16 protein-coding genes are annotated in these 17,776 nt (G+C 70.9%); 6 read left to right on the forward strand and 10 right to left on the reverse strand.

Features of this window, described 5'->3' with window-relative positions; genetic code table 11:
* Nucleotides 1–88: 88 nt before the first annotated feature.
* Nucleotides 89–868, reverse strand: a complete 780-nt coding sequence (locus ACIBK1_RS16535) for a DeoR/GlpR family DNA-binding transcription regulator (protein ID WP_030508083.1) — start codon at nt 866–868, stop codon at nt 89–91.
* A 70-nt stretch (nt 869–938) separates the two neighbouring features.
* Between ACIBK1_RS16535 and ACIBK1_RS16540 the strand changes: the two genes are divergently transcribed.
* Nucleotides 939–1,946, forward strand: a complete 1,008-nt coding sequence (locus tag ACIBK1_RS16540) for a helix-turn-helix transcriptional regulator (protein WP_396723301.1) — start codon at nt 939–941, stop codon at nt 1,944–1,946.
* An 8-nt stretch (nt 1,947–1,954) separates the two neighbouring features.
* Here the strand turns inward: ACIBK1_RS16540 and ACIBK1_RS16545 are convergent, their stop codons facing one another.
* The gene (locus ACIBK1_RS16545; protein WP_396736005.1) at nt 1,955–2,884 is read right to left on the reverse strand and encodes an RNA polymerase sigma-70 factor; all 930 of its coding nucleotides are present in this window, start codon (nt 2,882–2,884) and stop codon (nt 1,955–1,957) included.
* Between the two features lie 196 nt (nt 2,885–3,080).
* On the opposite strand from ACIBK1_RS16545, the gene ACIBK1_RS16550 reads away from it, so the two are divergent.
* The gene (locus ACIBK1_RS16550) at nt 3,081–3,824 is read left to right on the forward strand and encodes an SDR family NAD(P)-dependent oxidoreductase (protein WP_030508086.1); all 744 of its coding nucleotides are present in this window, start codon (nt 3,081–3,083) and stop codon (nt 3,822–3,824) included.
* Between the two features lie 42 nt (nt 3,825–3,866).
* Here ACIBK1_RS16550 and helR read toward each other — a convergent pair whose 3' ends face one another.
* The 3 genes from helR to ACIBK1_RS16565 form a co-directional block, all read right to left on the reverse strand.
* Complete coding sequence (gene helR / locus ACIBK1_RS16555) at nt 3,867–6,014, reverse strand: RNA polymerase recycling motor ATPase HelR (RefSeq protein WP_396735720.1); 2,148 nt, start codon at nt 6,012–6,014, stop codon at nt 3,867–3,869.
* Nucleotides 6,015–6,355: 341 nt separating this feature from the next.
* Nucleotides 6,356–7,168 (reverse strand): class I SAM-dependent methyltransferase, encoded by an 813-nt coding sequence (locus ACIBK1_RS16560; protein WP_030508088.1) that lies wholly within the window; start codon nt 7,166–7,168, stop codon nt 6,356–6,358.
* Between the two features lie 9 nt (nt 7,169–7,177).
* The gene (locus ACIBK1_RS16565) at nt 7,178–7,642 is read right to left on the reverse strand and encodes a GbsR/MarR family transcriptional regulator (protein WP_076434208.1); all 465 of its coding nucleotides are present in this window, start codon (nt 7,640–7,642) and stop codon (nt 7,178–7,180) included.
* Nucleotides 7,643–7,897: 255 nt separating this feature from the next.
* Between ACIBK1_RS16565 and ACIBK1_RS16570 the strand changes: the two genes are divergently transcribed.
* The 3 genes from ACIBK1_RS16570 to pdxR all read left to right on the forward strand — a co-directional run bounded on the left by ACIBK1_RS16570 (nt 7,898) and on the right by pdxR (nt 10,848).
* Complete coding sequence (locus tag ACIBK1_RS16570) at nt 7,898–8,488, forward strand: LysE family translocator (RefSeq protein WP_396735725.1); 591 nt, start codon at nt 7,898–7,900, stop codon at nt 8,486–8,488.
* Nucleotides 8,485–9,228 carry an alpha/beta fold hydrolase gene (locus tag ACIBK1_RS16575; RefSeq protein WP_396735728.1) on the forward strand — a complete coding sequence of 248 codons (744 nt, stop codon included), beginning with the start codon at nt 8,485–8,487 and terminating at the stop codon, nt 9,226–9,228. Before ACIBK1_RS16570 ends, ACIBK1_RS16575 begins: the two co-directional genes overlap by 4 nt.
* Before the next feature lie 144 nt (nt 9,229–9,372).
* Nucleotides 9,373–10,848 carry a MocR-like pyridoxine biosynthesis transcription factor PdxR gene (pdxR, locus tag ACIBK1_RS16580; protein ID WP_396735731.1) on the forward strand — a complete coding sequence of 492 codons (1,476 nt, stop codon included), beginning with the start codon at nt 9,373–9,375 and terminating at the stop codon, nt 10,846–10,848.
* 9 nt (nt 10,849–10,857) lie between these two features.
* Here pdxR and ACIBK1_RS16585 read toward each other — a convergent pair whose 3' ends face one another.
* Nucleotides 10,858–12,213, reverse strand: a complete 1,356-nt coding sequence (locus ACIBK1_RS16585) for an FAD-binding oxidoreductase (RefSeq protein WP_396735734.1) — start codon at nt 12,211–12,213, stop codon at nt 10,858–10,860.
* A gap of 259 nt (nt 12,214–12,472) precedes the next feature.
* Here ACIBK1_RS16585 and ACIBK1_RS16590 point away from each other — a divergent pair, with 259 nt between their 5' ends.
* On the forward strand, nt 12,473–13,300 hold the full coding sequence (locus ACIBK1_RS16590) for an SCO6745 family protein (RefSeq protein ID WP_396735737.1): 828 nt from the start codon (nt 12,473–12,475) through the stop codon (nt 13,298–13,300).
* Nucleotides 13,301–13,505: 205 nt separating this feature from the next.
* Here the strand turns inward: ACIBK1_RS16590 and ACIBK1_RS16595 are convergent, their stop codons facing one another.
* From ACIBK1_RS16595 to ACIBK1_RS16610, 4 genes are all read right to left on the reverse strand, one after another.
* Nucleotides 13,506–14,486 (reverse strand): aldo/keto reductase, encoded by a 981-nt coding sequence (locus ACIBK1_RS16595; RefSeq protein WP_396735740.1) that lies wholly within the window; start codon nt 14,484–14,486, stop codon nt 13,506–13,508.
* On the reverse strand, nt 14,483–14,860 hold the full coding sequence (locus ACIBK1_RS16600) for a MerR family transcriptional regulator (RefSeq protein ID WP_030508096.1): 378 nt from the start codon (nt 14,858–14,860) through the stop codon (nt 14,483–14,485). The genes ACIBK1_RS16595 and ACIBK1_RS16600 overlap by 4 nt, the downstream gene beginning before the upstream one ends.
* A 60-nt stretch (nt 14,861–14,920) precedes the next feature.
* The gene (locus ACIBK1_RS16605) at nt 14,921–16,981 is read right to left on the reverse strand and encodes a cellulose binding domain-containing protein (protein ID WP_396735743.1); all 2,061 of its coding nucleotides are present in this window, start codon (nt 16,979–16,981) and stop codon (nt 14,921–14,923) included.
* 156 nt (nt 16,982–17,137) lie between these two features.
* On the reverse strand, nt 17,138–17,770 hold the full coding sequence (locus tag ACIBK1_RS16610) for a TetR/AcrR family transcriptional regulator C-terminal domain-containing protein (protein WP_396735746.1): 633 nt from the start codon (nt 17,768–17,770) through the stop codon (nt 17,138–17,140).
* Between the last annotated feature and the right edge of the window lie 6 nt (nt 17,771–17,776).

A 17,776-nucleotide genomic window follows, 5' to 3' on the forward strand; every position in this document is an offset into this window, starting at 1 on the left:
CGATGCGGGGCCGATGTGGGTGCGGCGCGGGTAGGCCTCCGGATGTCGGCATGCTGCGGCGCCGGTTCCCGCAGAGCGGAGGCGATGCTCAGCCGACCGGAACGGAGGCGGGGACGGTGCGTACGGCGACGCCCGCGGCGGTGAGAGCGTCGTGCTGATCCCGAGGGATGTTCTCGTCGGTCACGACCACGTCGAGCCGGTCGAGTCCGCAGACGGCGCCGAACGCCGTACGGGTGAACTTACCCGAGTCGCACGCGACGACGACGCGGCGGGCCGAGGCGATCGCGGCCTGCTTGATGGCCACCTCGGGCAGGTCGTGCGCGGTCAGGCCGTGTTCGGCCGACAGGCCGCAGCAGCCGATCACCGCGGTGTCGAACCGGAGGGCCTTGATCGACGTTTCTGTGAGCGGCCCCACGAAGTTCATCTCTCCGTGCCGCACCTCCCCGCCGGGCAGGACGAGGCGGATGCGGGGCGCGCCCGCCAGCTCCTGGGCTGCCTGCAGTGCCAGCGGCAGGATGGTCAGGCGGCGCTCGTGCACGGCCCGGGCGACTTCGAGCGCGGTCGTGCCGCCGTCGAGCAGCACGGCCTCGCCGTCGGCCAGCAGCCCGGCGACCTCGGCGCCGATGCGGCGCTTGGCGTCGAGCGCCTCCCGCTCGCGCACGCCGAACGGCGGCTCCTCGCCACGCAACAGCAGGCTCAGGGCGCCGCCGCGGACGCGCCGCACCACCCCCTGCTGGGCGAGTTCGTCCAGGTCGCGCCGGATGGTCATCTCCGAGACGCCGTACGCCAGCGCCAGTTCGGCCACGGAGACGCTGTCGGACGTCCGCAGCGCGTTCATGATGGCCCGGATCCGGTCGGCACTTTCCATGCGTTCATTTGAACACAGCACATGTTCGAAAGCAAATAAATCTACTTTGTAAAGGTGGCAGACTGAACGCATGCGCGCGAGCCGGTTGCTGTCCCTGCTGCTCCTATTGCAAACCCGCGGCAGGATGACCGCCACGGAAATCGCCGACGAGCTGGAGGTGTCGGTCCGCACCGTATACAGGGACGTCGAGGCCCTGTCTGCCGCCGGCGTGCCGGTCTACGCCGATCGCGGGCCGCTCGGCGGATATCGGCTGCTCGACGGCTACCGTACCCGCCTCAACGGACTGACCGTGGAGGAGGCGTCCTCCCTGTTCCTGGCCGGTCTGCCCGGCCCCGCCGCCGAGCTCGGGCTCGCCGACTTCGCCGCGGCGGCGGAGTTGAAGCTGCTGGCCGCGCTGCCGCCCGAGCCGCGCTCTCATGCCGCCAGGATGCGGGAGAGGTTCCACCTCGACGTGCCGGGCTGGTACCGCGGCGCCGACGAGGCGCCGTTCCTCACGGAGGTCGCGGAGGCGGTGTGGGATGAGCGGGTGCTCCGCCTGCGCTACCGCCGGTGGGGGCCGACGGAGGTGGAACGGCTGCTGCATCCCTACGGGCTGGTGCTCAAGGGGGGTTCCTGGTATCTCGCCGCCGCCTGCTCGGGGACGGTGCGGACCTATCGGGTGGGCCGGATCATCGAGGCCGAGGTGCTCTCGGAGCGCTTCGAACGGCCGCAGGACTTCGACCTCGCCGCGTTCTGGCGCGAGTTCGCCGCGGAGTTCGCCTCACGCATGTACACGGCCGAGGCGGTGGTGCGGCTCGCGCCGGGCGCGGAGGACCTGTTCCGATTCACCGTCGGGCAGGACGTCGTCGACAAGGCGCTTGCCGACGGGTCGCCTGAGCCCGGCGGCTGGACCCGGCTGACGCTGCCGATCGAGTCCGTCACGCACGCCAGGTGGCTGTTCCTGCGCATGGGCGTGCTCGTCGAGGTGCTGGAGCCGGCCGAGCTGCGCGCGCTGATGGCCGAGGCCGTCGCGGACCTGTCCCGCCTGTACGGCACGGCGCCGGAGGACGACTCCGGCGCCGCCGCCCATGGTCCCTGAAGCGGAGCTCAGCGGCTCAGTGCGGTCTCGCGTTCGACATGCGTCAGCTTGGCGGGATTGCGGACGAAGTAGATCCCGGTGACGAGGCCGTCCTCGATCTGCATCGCCACGACGCCGTCGACCTCCCCGTCGATCCGCATGACGAGGCCCGGATGGCCGTTGACCTGCACCGGCTCGATCCATACCTTGCCGCCGAACCTGTCCAGACCGGCCGCGAGGAGACGAGCCACCTTGCCGGCCCCCACGATGGGGTGGGCCAGGGCCTTCTTGACTCCGCCGCCGTCGCTCAGGAGGACGACGTCGGGGGCGAGGATGTCGAGCAGGCGTTGCAGATCGCCGGTCTCGACCGCCCGCTGGAAGGCGTCCAGCGCGTCACGGGTCTCGCTCCGGGAGACGACGTCGCGGGGGCGGCGGGCGGCGACGTGTGAGCGTGCGCGGTGGGCGATCTGGCGGACGGCGGCCTGGTTCTTGCCGACGGCTTCGGCGATCTCGTCGTAGTCCAGGTCGAACACCTCGCGCAGCACGAACACCGCCCGCTCGGTCGGCGACAGCGTCTCCAGCATCAGCAGCATCGCCATGGACACGCTCTCGGCGAGCTCCACGTCCTCGGCCACGTCCGGCGCGGTCAGCAACGGCTCGGGCAACCACGGCCCGACGTACGACTCCTTGCGCCGCCCGAGCGCGCGCAGCCGCATCAGCGCCTGCCGGGTGACGATCCGCACAAGGTACGCACGCTGATCCCGCACCGTGCCGAGGTCGACCCCCGCCCAGCGCAGCCAGGTCTCCTGCAGCACGTCCTCGGCGTCGGCGGCCGAGCCGAGCATCTCGTAGGCCACGGTGAACAGAAGCTTGCGGTGGGCGACGTACGCCTCGGTGGCCGGGTCCACGGATATCCCATGGTCGAACGGCTCGGCCGCGCCCACCTGTCCCTCGCCCATCACCGGCTCCTGCCCGATCGCTCTCGACTGTGCCACACGCACAAGATGCCAATCCTCGGGCTTCTGTGACCGCGGCGGCAGGTGGCGTACGTCACACAACCGTGCTGTCACAGGCGGCGGGGCGACGGCATCTCGTGTTCGTCAGGACGCCGCGCGGACAATCCGGGCGGCATGCGACTCCACGGAGTGAGGACGAATGACGAACTCGGAGCAGACCTCGGTGCTGATCACCGGAGGCAACAAGGGACTCGGCCTCGAAGCGGCCCGCCGGCTCGGGACAGAGGGGTGGACGGTCTTCCTCGGTTCGCGCGACGAGAGCCGGGGACGGGCGGCGGCGGACAAGCTTGCCGCCGACGGCGTCCGTGTGGTCGTGGTCCCGCTGGACGTGACCTCGGACGAGTCGGTGGCCGGCGCCGTACGGCTCGTCCGCGGGCACACCGACCGCCTGGACGTGCTGATCAACAACGCCGGCGCGCCGGGAAGGGTCACCCCACCCGCGGAGACGACGGTGGACGAGATCCACTCCGTCTACGACACCAACGTCTACGGACCGATCAGGGTCACGAACGCGTTCCTTCCCCTGCTGCGGGCGGCGCACAATCCTCGGGTGGTGATGGTGTCCAGCGCCGCCGGATCCTTCGCGGTCGTGACCGATCCGGACCAGCCCGTCGCGAAGATGCACGAGCTCGCCTACACCTCGTCGAAGGCGGCACTGAACATGATCACCGTCCGGTACGCCCAGGCGCTTCCGCAGATCAAGTTCAACGCCACCACTCCCGGAGAAGTCGCGAATCACACGTTCGCCGCCACCGACATGAACAACCACACCGGTCAGCTGACGGTCACCGAGGGCACCGACTCGATCGTCGGACTCGCGATGATCGGCCCCGACGGGCCGACGGGAATCTTCACCGACCGCCTCGGCCCCGTCGGGTGGTGACATCGGTGACCGCCTTCTCCGGCAGGGGACGGACGGCCGGCGTCAGGAGCTGGTGAGGATGACGAGTCGCTGGGTCGCCCTGGTCATGGCGACATAGCGGTCGACCGCTCCTTCGATCCCTTCGCCGAACCTCTCCGGGTCGATGAGGACGACCAGGTCGAACTCGAGCCCCTTCGACAGCTCGGGGGTCAGCGACCGGACGCGGGAGGTCTCCTCGAACGAGGGGTCGCCGATGACGCAGGCGGTCCCCTCGGCGTGCTCGGCGAGCCAGGTGTCGAGGGTGGCGCTCAGATCCGAAACGGAGCTGTGTACGACGGGGACGCCGCCGCTGCGGATGGAGGCCGGCACGTTGGCGTCCGGGAGCACCGCCCGGATGACCGGCTCGGCCTCCGCCATGACCTCTTCCGGCGTCCGGTAGTTGATGCTCAGGGAGGCCAGGGTGACCCGGTCGAGCCCGATCCGCTTGAGCCGTTCGTGCCACGACTCGGTGAACCCGTGCCTCGCCTGGGCGCGGTCCCCGACGATGGTGAAGCTCCGGGACGGGCAGCGCAGCAGCAGCATCTGCCACTCCGCGTCGGTGAGCTCCTGCGCCTCGTCGACGACGATGTGCGCGAACGGGCCGGCGAGCCGGTCCGGGTCGGCGGCGGGCAGCGCGGTGTCGTCGACCAGGGCCCGCTGCAGGTCCTGTCCGCGCAGCATCGACATCACGAGCATCTCGGAGTCGTCGGCCTCGATCAGGTCCTCGACGACCCGGTCCATGTCCTCGCGCCGAGCCGCGACGGCGGCGTCACGGCGACGCCTGCGCCGGGACGCCTCCGGGTCGCCGAGCCGCTGCCGCGCCGCGTCCAGGAGCGGCAGGTCGGACACCGTCCAGGCCTGGGCGTCCGCGCGCTGCAGCTTCCGCACCTCGTCGGGGCTGAGCCAGGGTGCGCACATCCGCAGGTAGGCGGGCACCGACCACAGGTCTCCGACGAGGTCGTCCGGCTCGATCAGCGGCCACGCGCGGTTGAAGGTCGTGAGCAGTTCCCTGTCGCGCAGCAGCGACTTGCGGACCAGCTCGGCCGGTGCGTCGCCGTCGTACTTGTCCACCAGGATGGTGAGCAGTTCATCCCAGATCTGGTCGCGCGCCTCGTTGTGGGGAGTGCCCGGGTCCGGTGCGTCGAACGCCTCGGCCCAGTCGTCGGCGCTCAGCGAGATGTCGGACCAGGGGGTCGTGACCGTCATCGGCGCGGCGGGCGGGTTCTCATAGAACCTGACGGCCGGTTCGATGGCCTTCACCAGGTCCGCGGACGACTTCAGGCGGGCCACGTCCGGGTCCTTCTCGACGGTCGCGGCCGCACCCTGCGGGACGAGGTCCCGCAGGGTGCAGGTCTGCACGCCCTCCTCCCCGAGGCTGGGCAGGACGTCGGCGACGTACGCCAGGTAGGGCTGGTGCGGGCCGACGAACAGCACGCCGCCCCGGCGGTGACCGAGGCGAGGGTCGGAGTAGAGGAGGTAGGCGGAGCGGTGCAGGGCGACGACGGTCTTCCCCGTGCCCGGACCTCCGTCGACGACGAGAGCGCCTTCGGATCCCGCGCGGATGACGGCGTCCTGGTCGGCCTGGATGGTGCCGAGCACGTCGCGCATCCGCGGCGACCGGCTGCCGCCCAGGCTGGCGATGAACGCGGACTGGTCGTCGAGCGCGGCGTGCCCGTCGAAGCCGTCCGGGGTGAACACCTCGTCCCAGTAGTCGCTGATCCGGCCGCGGGTCCAGCGATACCTGCGGCGGCTGGCCAGGCCCATCGGGTTGGCGTGGGTGGCGCCGAAGAACGGCTCGGCCGCGGGGGAGCGCCAGTCGAGCAGCAGCCGGCGACCGGCGCTGTCGGTGAGGCCGAGCCGTCCGATGTACACGGGCTCGGGATCGTCCTCGCCGACCATGTGTCCGAGGCACAGGTCGAGGCCGAAGCGGCGCAGGACGCGCAGGCGGGCGGTCAGCCGATGGACCTCCAGGTCCCGGTCCAGCGCCTGCCGGCCTGCGCCGCCGGGCGCCCTCAGCTCGGCGTCGAGGCGACCGGCCAGGTCGGCGATCGACTGTTCGAGGCTTTCGGCGATGGCCGCGAAGTGCCGCTCGTCGGCGGCGATCAACTTCGGATCGGCCTTGTGGGAAAGGCGGTCGGGAAGGTCGAACGCGCTGGTGGGCAGCGGGTTCACGTCATCAGCTCCGATCTGGGTCGCTTGCGACCGTTTCACGCATCAAGGCGCCCCGAACCGGCGTGACGAAGTCCCCGCGCGGCCCATGCGTCGACGGCAACGCGCACGTCGCGTCCCCCGTTGTCGCAGGCGCTGCTTCCGGCGGACGATTGTGCGGCACGACGGGGGTCTTGCCGCAAGCCCCCCTGGGCGCTATACGTTGAAAGTGGAAAGGAGCGGGCGGTCTCCTTTTCGTCTCCTCGTATCGGCGGTCGGCCTGCCGGGCCGGTCACCGCCATACCTCCTGGACCGCGTCCTCGGCATCTGGGGCGCTCGTCGGGCGGGCGAGACTCGCGATGGGCTCAGAACCGGTAGCGGAGAATGCGTGCCCCTTGCCGGGACAAGGCCGTGCTGCGGGCGGTGAGACGGGTCAGCGCGCGTAGGGGTTGCGGGAACCGGGCGATTTCCGGTGCGCGGGTGAGGAACTGCTCCTCGACCAGTTCGAGGCCGGCGCGCCAGGACTCGGGTTCGTGCGGGTCGTCGAAGCCCTGGGCGGCTTTGATGCCGAGTGCCTTGATGGTCGGGTGATACTTCATGGCCCAGGCGGCGAAGCGGGTGTAGCCGTTGAGCGCGAGCTCGCCCGAAGGGAAGTGACCGGCCAGCGCGCGGGTCAGCGCCTGGAAGGAGTCGCCGGGCATGAAGGGGAACAGCCCTTCCGCGACGATCATCGCCGGCCGGTCGCCGGGGATCGCGGTGAGCCAGCCGGAGCCAGTGAGGTCGGCTCCGACCAGGTGGGAACGGCAGGGCAGCCATTCGGCCCGCAGGTGCACCACTTCCGGGAAATCGATGTCGTACCAGTCGACGCCGGGCGGGGGATCACAGCGGAACACTCTCGGGTCCAGGCCGCAGCCCAGATCGAGCACCACGCATCCGGGATGAGCGGCGACGTAGGCGCGGACGACGTCGTCGAGCATCTTGGCGCGCAGTGCCGTGGTGACGACGAGGTTGGGCTTGACCTTCAGCTTGCCGAAGTCGTAGTCGATGGTGCCGGCCAGGTCGGCTGAGAGCGTGTCGCCGAGGATCGGGCTGGGCCGCCCGGCGTCCAGGGCTCTGGCGTGGAGAGTGAGCAGCAGGGTTTCCTGGACCAGCCCGAGTTCGGGTTGCCGGAGGTGCATGGGGATTCCTTAACGGCGTAGCGGATGGCGGGCCGCGAGGTTCTGCAGCCACGTCAGGGAGTCGTGGGCGGCCTTGATGCGCTCGGTGCGGTGCCCCTCGCGCCCCTCGCCGCCCACGATGTCGAGCCCTTCGTCGGCGATCTCGCCGAACGCGCTCAGGCTTTCGAGCTTGCGCTGGATGACCTTCTGCCAGGCGTCGTCTTCGATGCGGTAGTAGGAGATGCGATCACCGGGCCTCCTCACCTTCTTGACCAGGCCGATGGCCGTGAGGAAGCGCATGTTCGAGGTGAGCGAGGCTCTGCTGGCCTGGATGACCTCCGCGATCTGGCCGGCGGACTGCTCGGCCGGATCGCAGATCATGAGCCAGCCGAGGACGCGTCCGGTGATGGGCGGCAGCCCCCACTCCTCGACGCAGAAGGCCGCCACCCGCTCCACCCAGCGAAGCAGCCGGTCCTGCTGTTCCTCAGTGCTCATCACCGCGTCCTCCGTTCTTGATCGTGTGCCGGTTCACTGTGTCATGGCGGCCACCGGCTCGTAGGCGGGCGTCGGGTGGTGATTGCTCGCTAGTCATTTCAGCTCTGACTGAAATATATAGCAATGTCGATCCGAAGGCTGCGCAGGGCAGAGGCCGAGCCGCGGCCGGGAAAGCGGTTGCGGCGCTCGGACCCCCGCCGGGACGATGACCGCGTGATTTGGATCGCTTTTGTCGGTTCGTGTTTCCTGCTCGCGATGATCCCGGGTGTCAGCACCGCGGTGATCCTGAGACAGACGCTCAGGGCCGGGCGCTCGTCCGGTGTGGCGGCTCTCCTCGGCAACGAGACGGGCATCCTCCTTTGGGCGATGGCCGCCGTATTCGGGCTGTCCGCGCTGGTCCTGGCCTCGGAGGTCGCCTACGGCGCGATGAAGGCGGTGGGCGCGGCGCTGCTGATCGTGATGGGCGTGCAGTCGTTGTGGAAGGCCAGGCGCGCGCCTGCGGCGCTCGACCCGCCCGTGCCGTACGGTGGGGGAGAGGTGCGCGGCGGATGGCGCCGCTCGTACGGTCTGGGGCTCGCCACCTGCGGAGCCAACCCGAAGGCCGCTGTTTTCGCGATGTCGTTCCTGCCGCAGTTCGTGCCCCAGGGCGCCCATGTGCCGTTGACGCTGACCATGCTCGCGGTGATCTGGGTGGTCGTGGACGTCATCTGGTACGCCGGGGTGATCTGGCTGATCGGCCGGGCCGGTGCCGTGCTCGGCAGGCCCGCGGTCCGCCGCCGCCTGGAACAGGTGTCGGGGACGGTCCTGGTCGCCCTCGGCGTCCGCGTCGCATTGGAGGCCCGATGACCGTCCGGCACGAGGAACGGGGCTCCGGCGAGCCCGTCGTCCTGCTGCACTCCAGCGTCGCCGACTCGGGCATGTGGGATCCCCAGTGGGAGCCGCTGGGCGAGCGGTTCCGCGTCATCCGGCTCGACTTCCGGGGGCACGGGCGCACACCGTGCGTCGCGGACGGGCCCTACTCGGACGCCGGCGACGTCGCGGACCTGCTCGCGGCGCTCGGGCTGCGCCGGGTCGGGCTCGTCGGATCGTCGTACGGCGGGCGGGTGGCGCTGGAGCTCGCGACCGGGCATCCCGATCTCGTCTCGCGGCTCGTGCTGCTGAACGCCGGCTGCGGCCTGCCGCCGACTCCCGACCTCGAAGCCTTCGGGGCGGAGGAGGACCGGCTGATCGAGGCCGGCGACGTCGGGGGAGCGGTGGACCTCAACGTGCGCACATGGCTGGGTCCCGAGGCGGACGAGCCGGTCAGAGCGCGGGTGGCGGCGATGCAGCGGCACGCCTTCGAGGTGCAGCTGGCGGCCGACCCCGAGATCGAGCGGCGCAGGGACCCGATCGACCTGACGGTCATCACGGCGCCCACGCTGGTGGTCACCGGTGGGCAGGACCTGCCGTACTTCCGGGAGAGCGGGCGGCACATCGCGGAGGAGCTGCCGGACGCGACGCTGCTCGAACTCGACTGGGCCGGTCACCTGCCGAGCCTGGAGCGCCCCGCAGAGGTCACCCGTCTGCTGAACGAGTTCCTGTCCTGATCTACTTTGTAAAGGCGCTCGGTCGGTGGAGCAACCGAGCCCCCGCGCTGCACCCCGCCGTGCGCACGTGACGACAAATCCGCAGGGGAGACCTGAGATGACCAGGAGCCTGCACCCGGCACACGCCCGGTAAGGTCCGATCCTGTGGGGCGATCGAGGATCAACTCCGGGCTGGCCGAGGACCTGCTCATCGAGCTGGACCGGGACGCCGGGGTGCCGCTGCACCGGCAGATCGAGGCGTCCATCCGCGCGAGCATCCGGGCCGGTCGGTTGCGTGCGGGTGCGTCGCTGCCCCCCACCCGCACCCTCGCGGCCGGGCTCGGGGTTTCCCGCGGGGTGGTCGTGGAGGCCTACCAGCAGCTCGTGGCCGAGGGCTACCTCGCCAGCCGATCGGGCGGTTACACCCAGGTCGCCGAGACGATGCCGCAGACGGTCGCCGGCGCGGGCTCCGCGGCTTCGACGGCGACCTCAATGGCGGCTTCGACGGCCGGCTCGACGGCGCAGCAGGCCGCCCGTAGCGTCGGCTTCAGGATCGACTTCGGGTACGGGCGCACCGACGTGTCGCAGTTCCCGCGGGCCGCCTGGCTGCGCTCGGTTCGCACCGTGCTCACCACCACACCCAACGACCGGTTCGCCTACCTCGACGGGCGGGGCGTGCCGGAACTGCGTCAGGCCCTGTGCGACTACCTGAACCGGGTGCGCGGCACGCTGGCCGTCCCCGGCAACGTGGTCGTCTGCAACGGCTACGGGCAGGGCGTCGCGCTGCTGATCCAGGTGCTCGCGCGGCGCGGGGCCAGGCGGATCGCCCTGGAGGACCCGTCGTCCCGCGACGATGCCCGGGTGCTCGCCGCAGCCGCGGGACTGGACGTGGTCGGCATCCCGGTGGGTCCGGACGGCGTTCGGGTCGACGCCCTCGACCTGGCCGACGCCGACGCGCTGGTCCTCACGCCGTCGCACCAGTGGCCGACCGGCGGGGTGCTGTCGGCGACGGCCAGGGCCGAGGTGATCCGCTGGGCGAGGCGCCGCGGCGCGATCGTGATCGAGGACGACTATGACGCGGAGTACCGTTACGACCGGTCTCCGGTGGGCGCCATGCAGGGCCTGGCTCCCGAGCACGTCGTCTACTGCGGCACGGCCAGCAAGACGCTCGCGCCGGGGTTGCGGCTCGGCTGGATGGTGGTGCCTCCCCAGCTGGTCGCCGACGTCGCCGCGGCGAAACTGCTCGCCGACCGTGGTTCGTCGGTCATCGACCAGCTGACGTTCGCCGACTTCCTCACCCGCGGCGAGTTCGACCGTCACCTGCGCCGGATGCGCCCGGTGTACCGGCGCCGGCGTGATGCGCTGCTGGACGCGCTGCGCACTCATCTGCCGGATCTGCGGCCGGCCGGGATCGCCGCCGGGCAGCACGTGGTCGCCTGGCTCCCGCCCGACCTCGACGAGGCGGCGGTGGTGGCGGCAGCCGCCCGGCACGGGCTCGGCATCCAGGGCGTCGGGCCGTTCCGGATCGCCGGCGCCGGGCCCGGTGGCCTGATCTTCGGCTACGCCATCCTCAGCGAGAGCGCCATCGCCGAGGGGGTCGCGATGCTGGCGACGGCCATCCGTGAGGTGCGGGGATCCTGACGCGGCCCGTCACTGTGCCGGACGGATGTTCTGGTTTAGGTGGAACACGTTCGCCGGGTCGTAGGCGGTCTTCAGCGCGGTCAGCCGGGCCAGCTTCGCCGCCGAGTACGCCCGCCGCACGCCGCGCCGCCCGTCGGCCAGCTCGTCGGCCGTCAACGAGTTGACGTAGATTCCGCTGGCGTACGGCTCGAGCGAGGCGCCGGCGGCGCGGGCGGCACCCATCCTGGCGTCGTCCTCAGCCGGGTCGGTCCAGCGGGCGCCGGCGCCGAACTCGAACATCGTGCCGCGGTGGCTGAACGCCGCGTCCGCATCCGGGACATCGGCGATCGCGCCGCCGTGCGCCTGCAGGCCGACGTTCGGCAGCTCCGGACTCGCGCTCAGGTCGGGGCGGCCGCGCAGCAAGAAGGCCTCGATCGCCGCGGTGGGGAAGCTCCGCAGGTAGTGCCCGTTGGAATAGCGGCGGTAGGCGTGGCCGCCGGTGGAGTCGTCGCGTCGCTGTAGTTCGAGGTAGGACGGCGTGGTGACGCGGGAGGCGACCGGGCGTCCGAGCGCGGCCATCGCGGGGAGCAGCCGGCGGCCCTCGGCCGGGTCGCCGACCCATACGAACCCCAGCGTGGCGATCGGGCCGGCGGGAGTGCCTGCGACGCCGGCGGTGAACGTCGCCTGCCGGGGCGCGACGGCGTTCAGGTCGCGCCAGCCCTCGATGACCGGGACGGCGTCCTCGGCGCGGAAGTCGAACTCGGCGACCAGCGTCCGCGTGCCGGTGTGATGCAACCGGAACTCGAAGTCGGTGACGATGCCGAAGTTGCCGCCGCCGCCGCGCAGGCCCCAGAACAGATCGGGGTTCTCGGTGCGGCTGGCGGTGACCACGTCGCCCTCGGCGGTGACCACCGTGTAGGAGACGACGTTGTCGCAGGCCAGGCCGTACTGGCGGGCCAGCCAGCCCATGCCGCCGCCGAGCGTGAGCCCGCCGACGCCGGTGTGTGAGACGTTGCCGGCGGTGGTGGCCAGGCCGTACGCCTGGGACGCCCGGTCCAGCGCGCCGAGCAGCGCGCCGCCCTGCACCCGGGCCAGGCGACGGGCCGGGTCGACCCGCACGCCGCCCATGGGCGTCAGGTCGATCATGAGACCGCCGTCGGGGACGGCGAAGCCGGCGGCGTTGTGGCCGCCGCAGCGGACGCCGATCTCGAGGTCCAGCTCGCGGGCGATCCGCACGGCGGCGACCACGTCGGCGACGCTCGCCGCACGGACGATCATTCGTGGGCGCCGGTCGATCATGGCGTTCCAGACCGTGCGGGCGGTGTCGTAGCCGGCGTCGCCAGGCCTGAGCACCTGGCCGTCGAAACGCGTTGTCGTCGTCGTCATGCTCCTCACCCTGGCAGGAATCGGTACGCTCGATAAGGTCCGATCCTGCGGGCCTATTGAGGACCAATTTTCGGCAACCGGGCGGCGACCCGGTCCGGACGACACGCCGGCGCTGCCCGGCGGAATCGACCGGAGTTTTTCGGCCGGAGTTGTCGTATCCGGGCCACGCTGTTCGTAGCCAAGGTGAGCGGTCGCCACGAGGGCACCGTCACGATCAGCTGGCACGATCAGCTGTCACGACCAAGGGAGATGCCGCCCGATGCTGCTGCACCCGCGGGCCAAGGTCCACCGCATGTTCGAACTCGTCGAGCCGATCGCCACCGTCACCTTCTCCGAGGTGGTGAACGAGGCGTTCCTGGCCCTCGGCATGCGCAACTACTGGGACGGATACTTCGCGGGCCGGGCCGCGCCGCTGGGGCCGGCACCGGCCGAGGTGGTGCACGCGGTCTTCTATAACTTCGCCCCCGGCGAGGTGGCGCGCCACATCCCATGGGTGTGGGGGAAGACCAGCCCGGAGGAGGCCATCGCCGTGCGCGAGCGGGCCAGCGCCGCCGCGCTGCGGCAGATGATGGGGGAGCACGCGGACCTTCCCGGTCTGGTGCGGATCGCCGACATCGCCACCCGGGCAGCGGTCAGCGCGCCGATCGAGGGCCGAGCCCTGTACGCCGGGCTGCGGGCGCTGGCGGTGCCCAGGGAGCCGGTGGCCAGGCTGTGGCACGCGGCGACGCTGCTGCGGGAGCACCGCGGGGACGGCCACAACGCGGCCCTTGTCGCCCACGGCATCGGCGGCACCGAGGCCCATGTCCTGCTCGCTCTCTCCCTCGGCATGAAGCCGGAGGAGTTCGGCCGGATCCACCACCTGCCCACGGCGCAACTGGCCGCCGTCGTCGATGGGCTGCGGAGCCGCGGCCTCGTGGACGCCGCCGGCGGGTTCACCGACGCCGGCCGCACGACCAAGGAGCGGATCGAGGCGCTCACCGACGAGCTGGCGGCCCCGGCGTACGGCGTGCTCAGTGCGGACGAGCTCGACGAGCTGATCGCGGGGCTCGAACCGATCGCCGCCGCGGCGCAGGCCGTCGACGGCTGAGCGGCCGCATGAGGGCGACGACCCCCGGCCCGGTCACCTGCCAAGCCTGGAGTGTGAGGTCACCCGTCTGCTGAGTGAGTTCCTCTCCTGATCTACAATGTAAAGGCGTCCGGTAGTTCCAGATCAAGATCAACTCGAAAACCCCTACCTACGACAGGGGACCCCGGCACGAGGTCCGTGCCGGGGTCCGGTGCCAGGTTGGTGGTCAGTGGTTGACGGTGCTCATTCCGGCCGGGTTGTACCGGTCGCCGGCGACCTGACCGGCGAGGGAGTCGAGCGCGTCGAGGTGCTCCGGCTCGAACGTGATGTCCAGGGCCGCGACGTTCTCCTCCAGCCGGGTGACCCGCCTGGTGCCGGGAATCGGCACGACGTCGTCCCCGCCCCTGGTCAGCACCCAGGCGAGGGCCGCCTGGGCCGGGGTCGCGCCGAGCGTGGCGGCGATCTCGCCGACCTTGGCCGCCAGGGCCTGGTTGGCGGCGAAGTTGTCGCCCTGCCAGCGGGGGTTGTGATGACGGAAGTCGTCGCCGGCCAGCTCGCCGGTGTCCGCGATCGCACCGGTCAGCAGGCCGCGCCCGAGGGGGCTGTAGGCCACCAGGCCGATGCCGAGCTCCCGGAGCGTGGGCAGCAGTTCGTTCTCGATGTCCCGGGTGAACAGGGAGTATTCGTACTGTCCCGCGGTGATGGGGTGGACGGCGTGCGCGCGGCGGACGGTGGCGGGCGCGGCCTCGGAGATGCCGAGGTGGCGGACCTTCCCGGCCTCGACCAGCTCCTTCATGGCGCCCCAGGTCTCCTCGACGGGGACGTCGGGGTCGACGCGGTGCTGGTAGTACAGGTCGATGTGGTCGATCCCGAGCCGTTCCAGCGAGGCGTCGCAGCAGCGGCGCACGTAGTCGGGGCGGCCGTTGACGCCCAGGCGGGTGCCGTCGGGCAGGCGCTCGAGGCCGAACTTGGTCGCCAGAACCACCTGGTCGCGCCGGTCGGCGACGGCCTTGCCGACGAGCCTCTCGTTGGTGAACGGCCCGTACGCGTCGGAGGTGTCGAGGAGGGTGATCCCCAGATCGAGCGCGCGATGAAGGGTGCGGATCGATTCGGACTCGTCGCCCGGACCGTAGAAGTCGCTCATCCCCATGCAGCCCAGGCCGAGCGCCGAGGTGCGCAGGCCCTGGCCGAGCGTGTGCTGCTTCATTCTTCTCCCCTGATTCTGCGGCTGTAGAGATCGATCTTGTAGTCGACGATCTCGAGATCGCTTCGGAGCTGCTCGATCTTGGCGATCACGTCGGCCCGGTGGGCCTCGAGCAGCTCCTTGCGGGCCACGTAGCTGTCCCGGCCCCTGCGGGCGAGTTCGGCGTACCGGCGCATGGCGGCGATGGGCATGCCGCTCGCCCGCAGGCGGGTGAGCAGCGCGATCCAGTCGGCGTCCCGCTCGGTGTAGCGCCGGTGGCCGTTGTCGCCGCGTGGCGGCGGCTCCAGCATGAGTCCGGTGCGCTCGTAGTAGCGCAGCGTGTGAGCGGTGAGGCCGGTACGCTGCGCTACCTGCGCGATGGTCATGCCCTCGTCCATGGGGACCAGTCTGCGAGTTGGAGCGCGCTCCAAGTCAAATCCGCGATCATGGCACGCGGCTCATTGTGCGGTGCAGAGGGCGCCGTTCAGGGTGAAGGCGGTCGGCAGCACGTTGGGGCCGCTGTAGGCGCCGACGAAGCCGATGGAGGTGGCGGCGCCGGGGGCGAGCTTGCCGTTGTCCGGGGTGCTGGTGACGTTCACCGAGGTTCCGCTCTGCGTCCAGTTGGCGCTCCATCCGCTGCTGACGGTCTGCCATCCGGTGGGCCAGGTGAAGTGGAGCGTCCAGCCGTCGACGGCGGCCGTCCCGGTGTTGGTGATGTCCACGGTGGCGACGAACCCGTTGCCCCAGTCGCTGGTGTCCGTCAGGCGTACCGAGCAGGAGCTCTTGTCGGGGGTGCCGGTGGTGAAGGTGAGCGGCGCGGAGGCCCAGGAGACGCGGCCGACGGTGTCGCGGGCGACGACGTTGACCGTGTAGCGGGTGCCGGGGACGAGGTTGTGGACCGTGAAGGAGGTGCCGGAGGTCTCGCCGAGCTGTTCGGTGACGGCGCCGTTCTGGCGGTGAATCTCATATTTGGCGACGGGGCTCGCGCCGGGCGCGGCGGCGGGCCAGGAGATCGTCGCGGTCTTGTCGGTGACGCCGCTCGCGGTGGGCTGTCCGGGGGCCGCGGGGGAGCCCGTGGTGGCGGTGGCCGGGTGCAGTACCAGCGTGGTCAGCGAGTACGGCGGGAGGGTCTGGGTGGTGGCGGTGCCGGCCTGGCCGGTGCTGACGGAGGTGGCGCCGTTGGTGAGGGTCTGCACGGTGGGCGCTCCGGCGGCGGGGGTGAACCCGGCGTAGTCGATCTCCACCTGGTGTTCGCCGTCCGGGTCGCGGTTGATCAGCAGGACGGCGAGGTCGCCGTTGGGGCGGCGGGCGGCGTGCGCGACGACCAGCGGCTCGTCGGTGGCGGCGCGGACGAACCGGTCGCCGGGGCGGGCGAACGCGCTGACCATGGTGAGCGCGTGGTAGGGGGCGAAGGGCGTGTTGAGCGGGGGTTCGCAGGTGTCGCCCGAGCATGTGCCGCTGGACAGCATGCCGAAGTCGCCGTAGTCGGTGTGGCCGGCGACGGTGCTGATGGTGCCGGCGCCGTTGTGGACGTTCCACCAGTCGACGGTGAACACGCCCTGTTCCATGAAGCCGGCGTAGGCGTCGGCGGCGAACAGCGCGCCGGGCTGGGTGTTCGGCGCGATCCCGCTGTTGATCTCGGTGACCGCGATGCCGATGTCGCCGGCGCGGGCGCCGGCGTGCTTGGCGATCTGCTTGCGGACCAGGTAGATCATGTCGGGGATGTGGGCGGTCTTGGTGAGGACGTCGGCCACGTCGTTGTACGGTGGATACCAGTGCAGGATGACGAAGTCGATCTTCGAGGCGGCGATCGACAGGACGGTGTCGTTCCACGTGGCCTGGTCGCCCTCGGCGACGATGCCGTCGGGCCAGTTGGCGGGGGTGGTGAGAACCGCACCGATCTTGATGGTGGGGTCGACGGCCTTCATGGCGTCGGAGTACTGCACGAGGTTTCTGGCGTACTCGGCGGGGCTCTTGTCGGCGTGGTCGTCGGCTTCCCAGTCGGCGCCGTAGTGGCCGTTGCCGTAGTTCTCGTTGCCGATCTCCCAGTACTTCACGCCGTACTTCTTGGTGACGTTGGCGTACTCGACCCAGTCGGCGGCCTCCTGGGCGGTGCCGGTGCCGTAGTTGGCGATGACGATCGGCTGGGCGCCGGTGCGCTTGGCTCCGCTGATGAAGGTGTCGAAGTCGGTGCCGGGGGCGACGTAGCCGCCGGGCGCGGTGTGGGTCTTCCAGTGGTAGATGTCGGCGTACGACCCGCCCGGGTAGCGCAGCATCTTCACGCCGGCGGCCTTGAGGAGGTCGGCGGTCTCGTTCGTGCCGAGGTTGCCGTCCCAGATCGCGTGGTTGGTGCCGACGGCGGTGTCGGACGCGGCGGCCAGGCCCGCGCGGGTGTTGACGGTGACGTTGACGGGAGCGGTGTCGGCGGTCGCGGCGGGTACGCCGGTGAGGACCTGGGCGGCGACCGCTGCGCCCGTGAGGAGTGCGATGGCCGGCCTGGCGATGCGCAGGGTGCTCATTACGTCCCTTTTCTGGAGGATCTTGCCCGTGCGATCGTGATCAGGACGTACTGAAACGGTCAAGTGGAAGACCCCTGGTGGGGGCTTGAGCTGCGGCGGAGTTAGGCGGGTCGTGCAACTTTCACGCACGATGCCGCAGCGTGCCGGGATGGGCGGTCAGGACGCGGGGCCGGGTTGCGCCGCAGGACCATGGATGATCTGTTCCAGGCAATCGCGGAACAGATCGTCGACGGTGCGGCCAGGCTGGAAGTACTCGGTCACGCCGGCCATCACGGTGGGGTACGCCGCGGCGTAGGCGGCCATGTCGAAGCCGTCGAGGGCGTCGGCGCCGGGGCGGCCGGCCTGTTCCTCCAGGACGTAGCCGACGGTGAAGCGCAGCACCGTCAAGACGATCAGGCGAGCCTGCCGCAGGGCGATGCCCCGCCCGACGAGTGTGCTCATCGCCAGCTCGGAGATGGCGGCCATCGTGAGGGACAGCTGGGAGACCGCGATGATCCGGGCTCCGTCCGGGTGGGCCAGCAGCGCTTGGCGCAGCCGCCCGGCCAGGTCGATCAGCCATTCGTGCCAGCGCTCCTCCGGCGCGGGCGGCTCCAGCTCGGGGAACTGCTGCTCGAGAATCGCCTCGGCGATCGCGGTGACCAGCGCGGCCTTGTTCGGGAAGTGCCAGTAGAGGGTCGGCGACTGTACGCCGAGCCGGGCGGCCAGTTTGCGCGTGGTCACGCCGTCGAGACCTTCCGCGTCCAGTAGCGCGACCGCCTCGGTGACGATCCGCTGCTTGTCCAGAGCCAATTCCGG

Origin of the sequence: Microbispora rosea (genome assembly GCF_044460045.1) — a bacterium.
GTDB lineage: Bacteria > Actinomycetota > Actinomycetes > Streptosporangiales > Streptosporangiaceae > Microbispora > Microbispora rosea.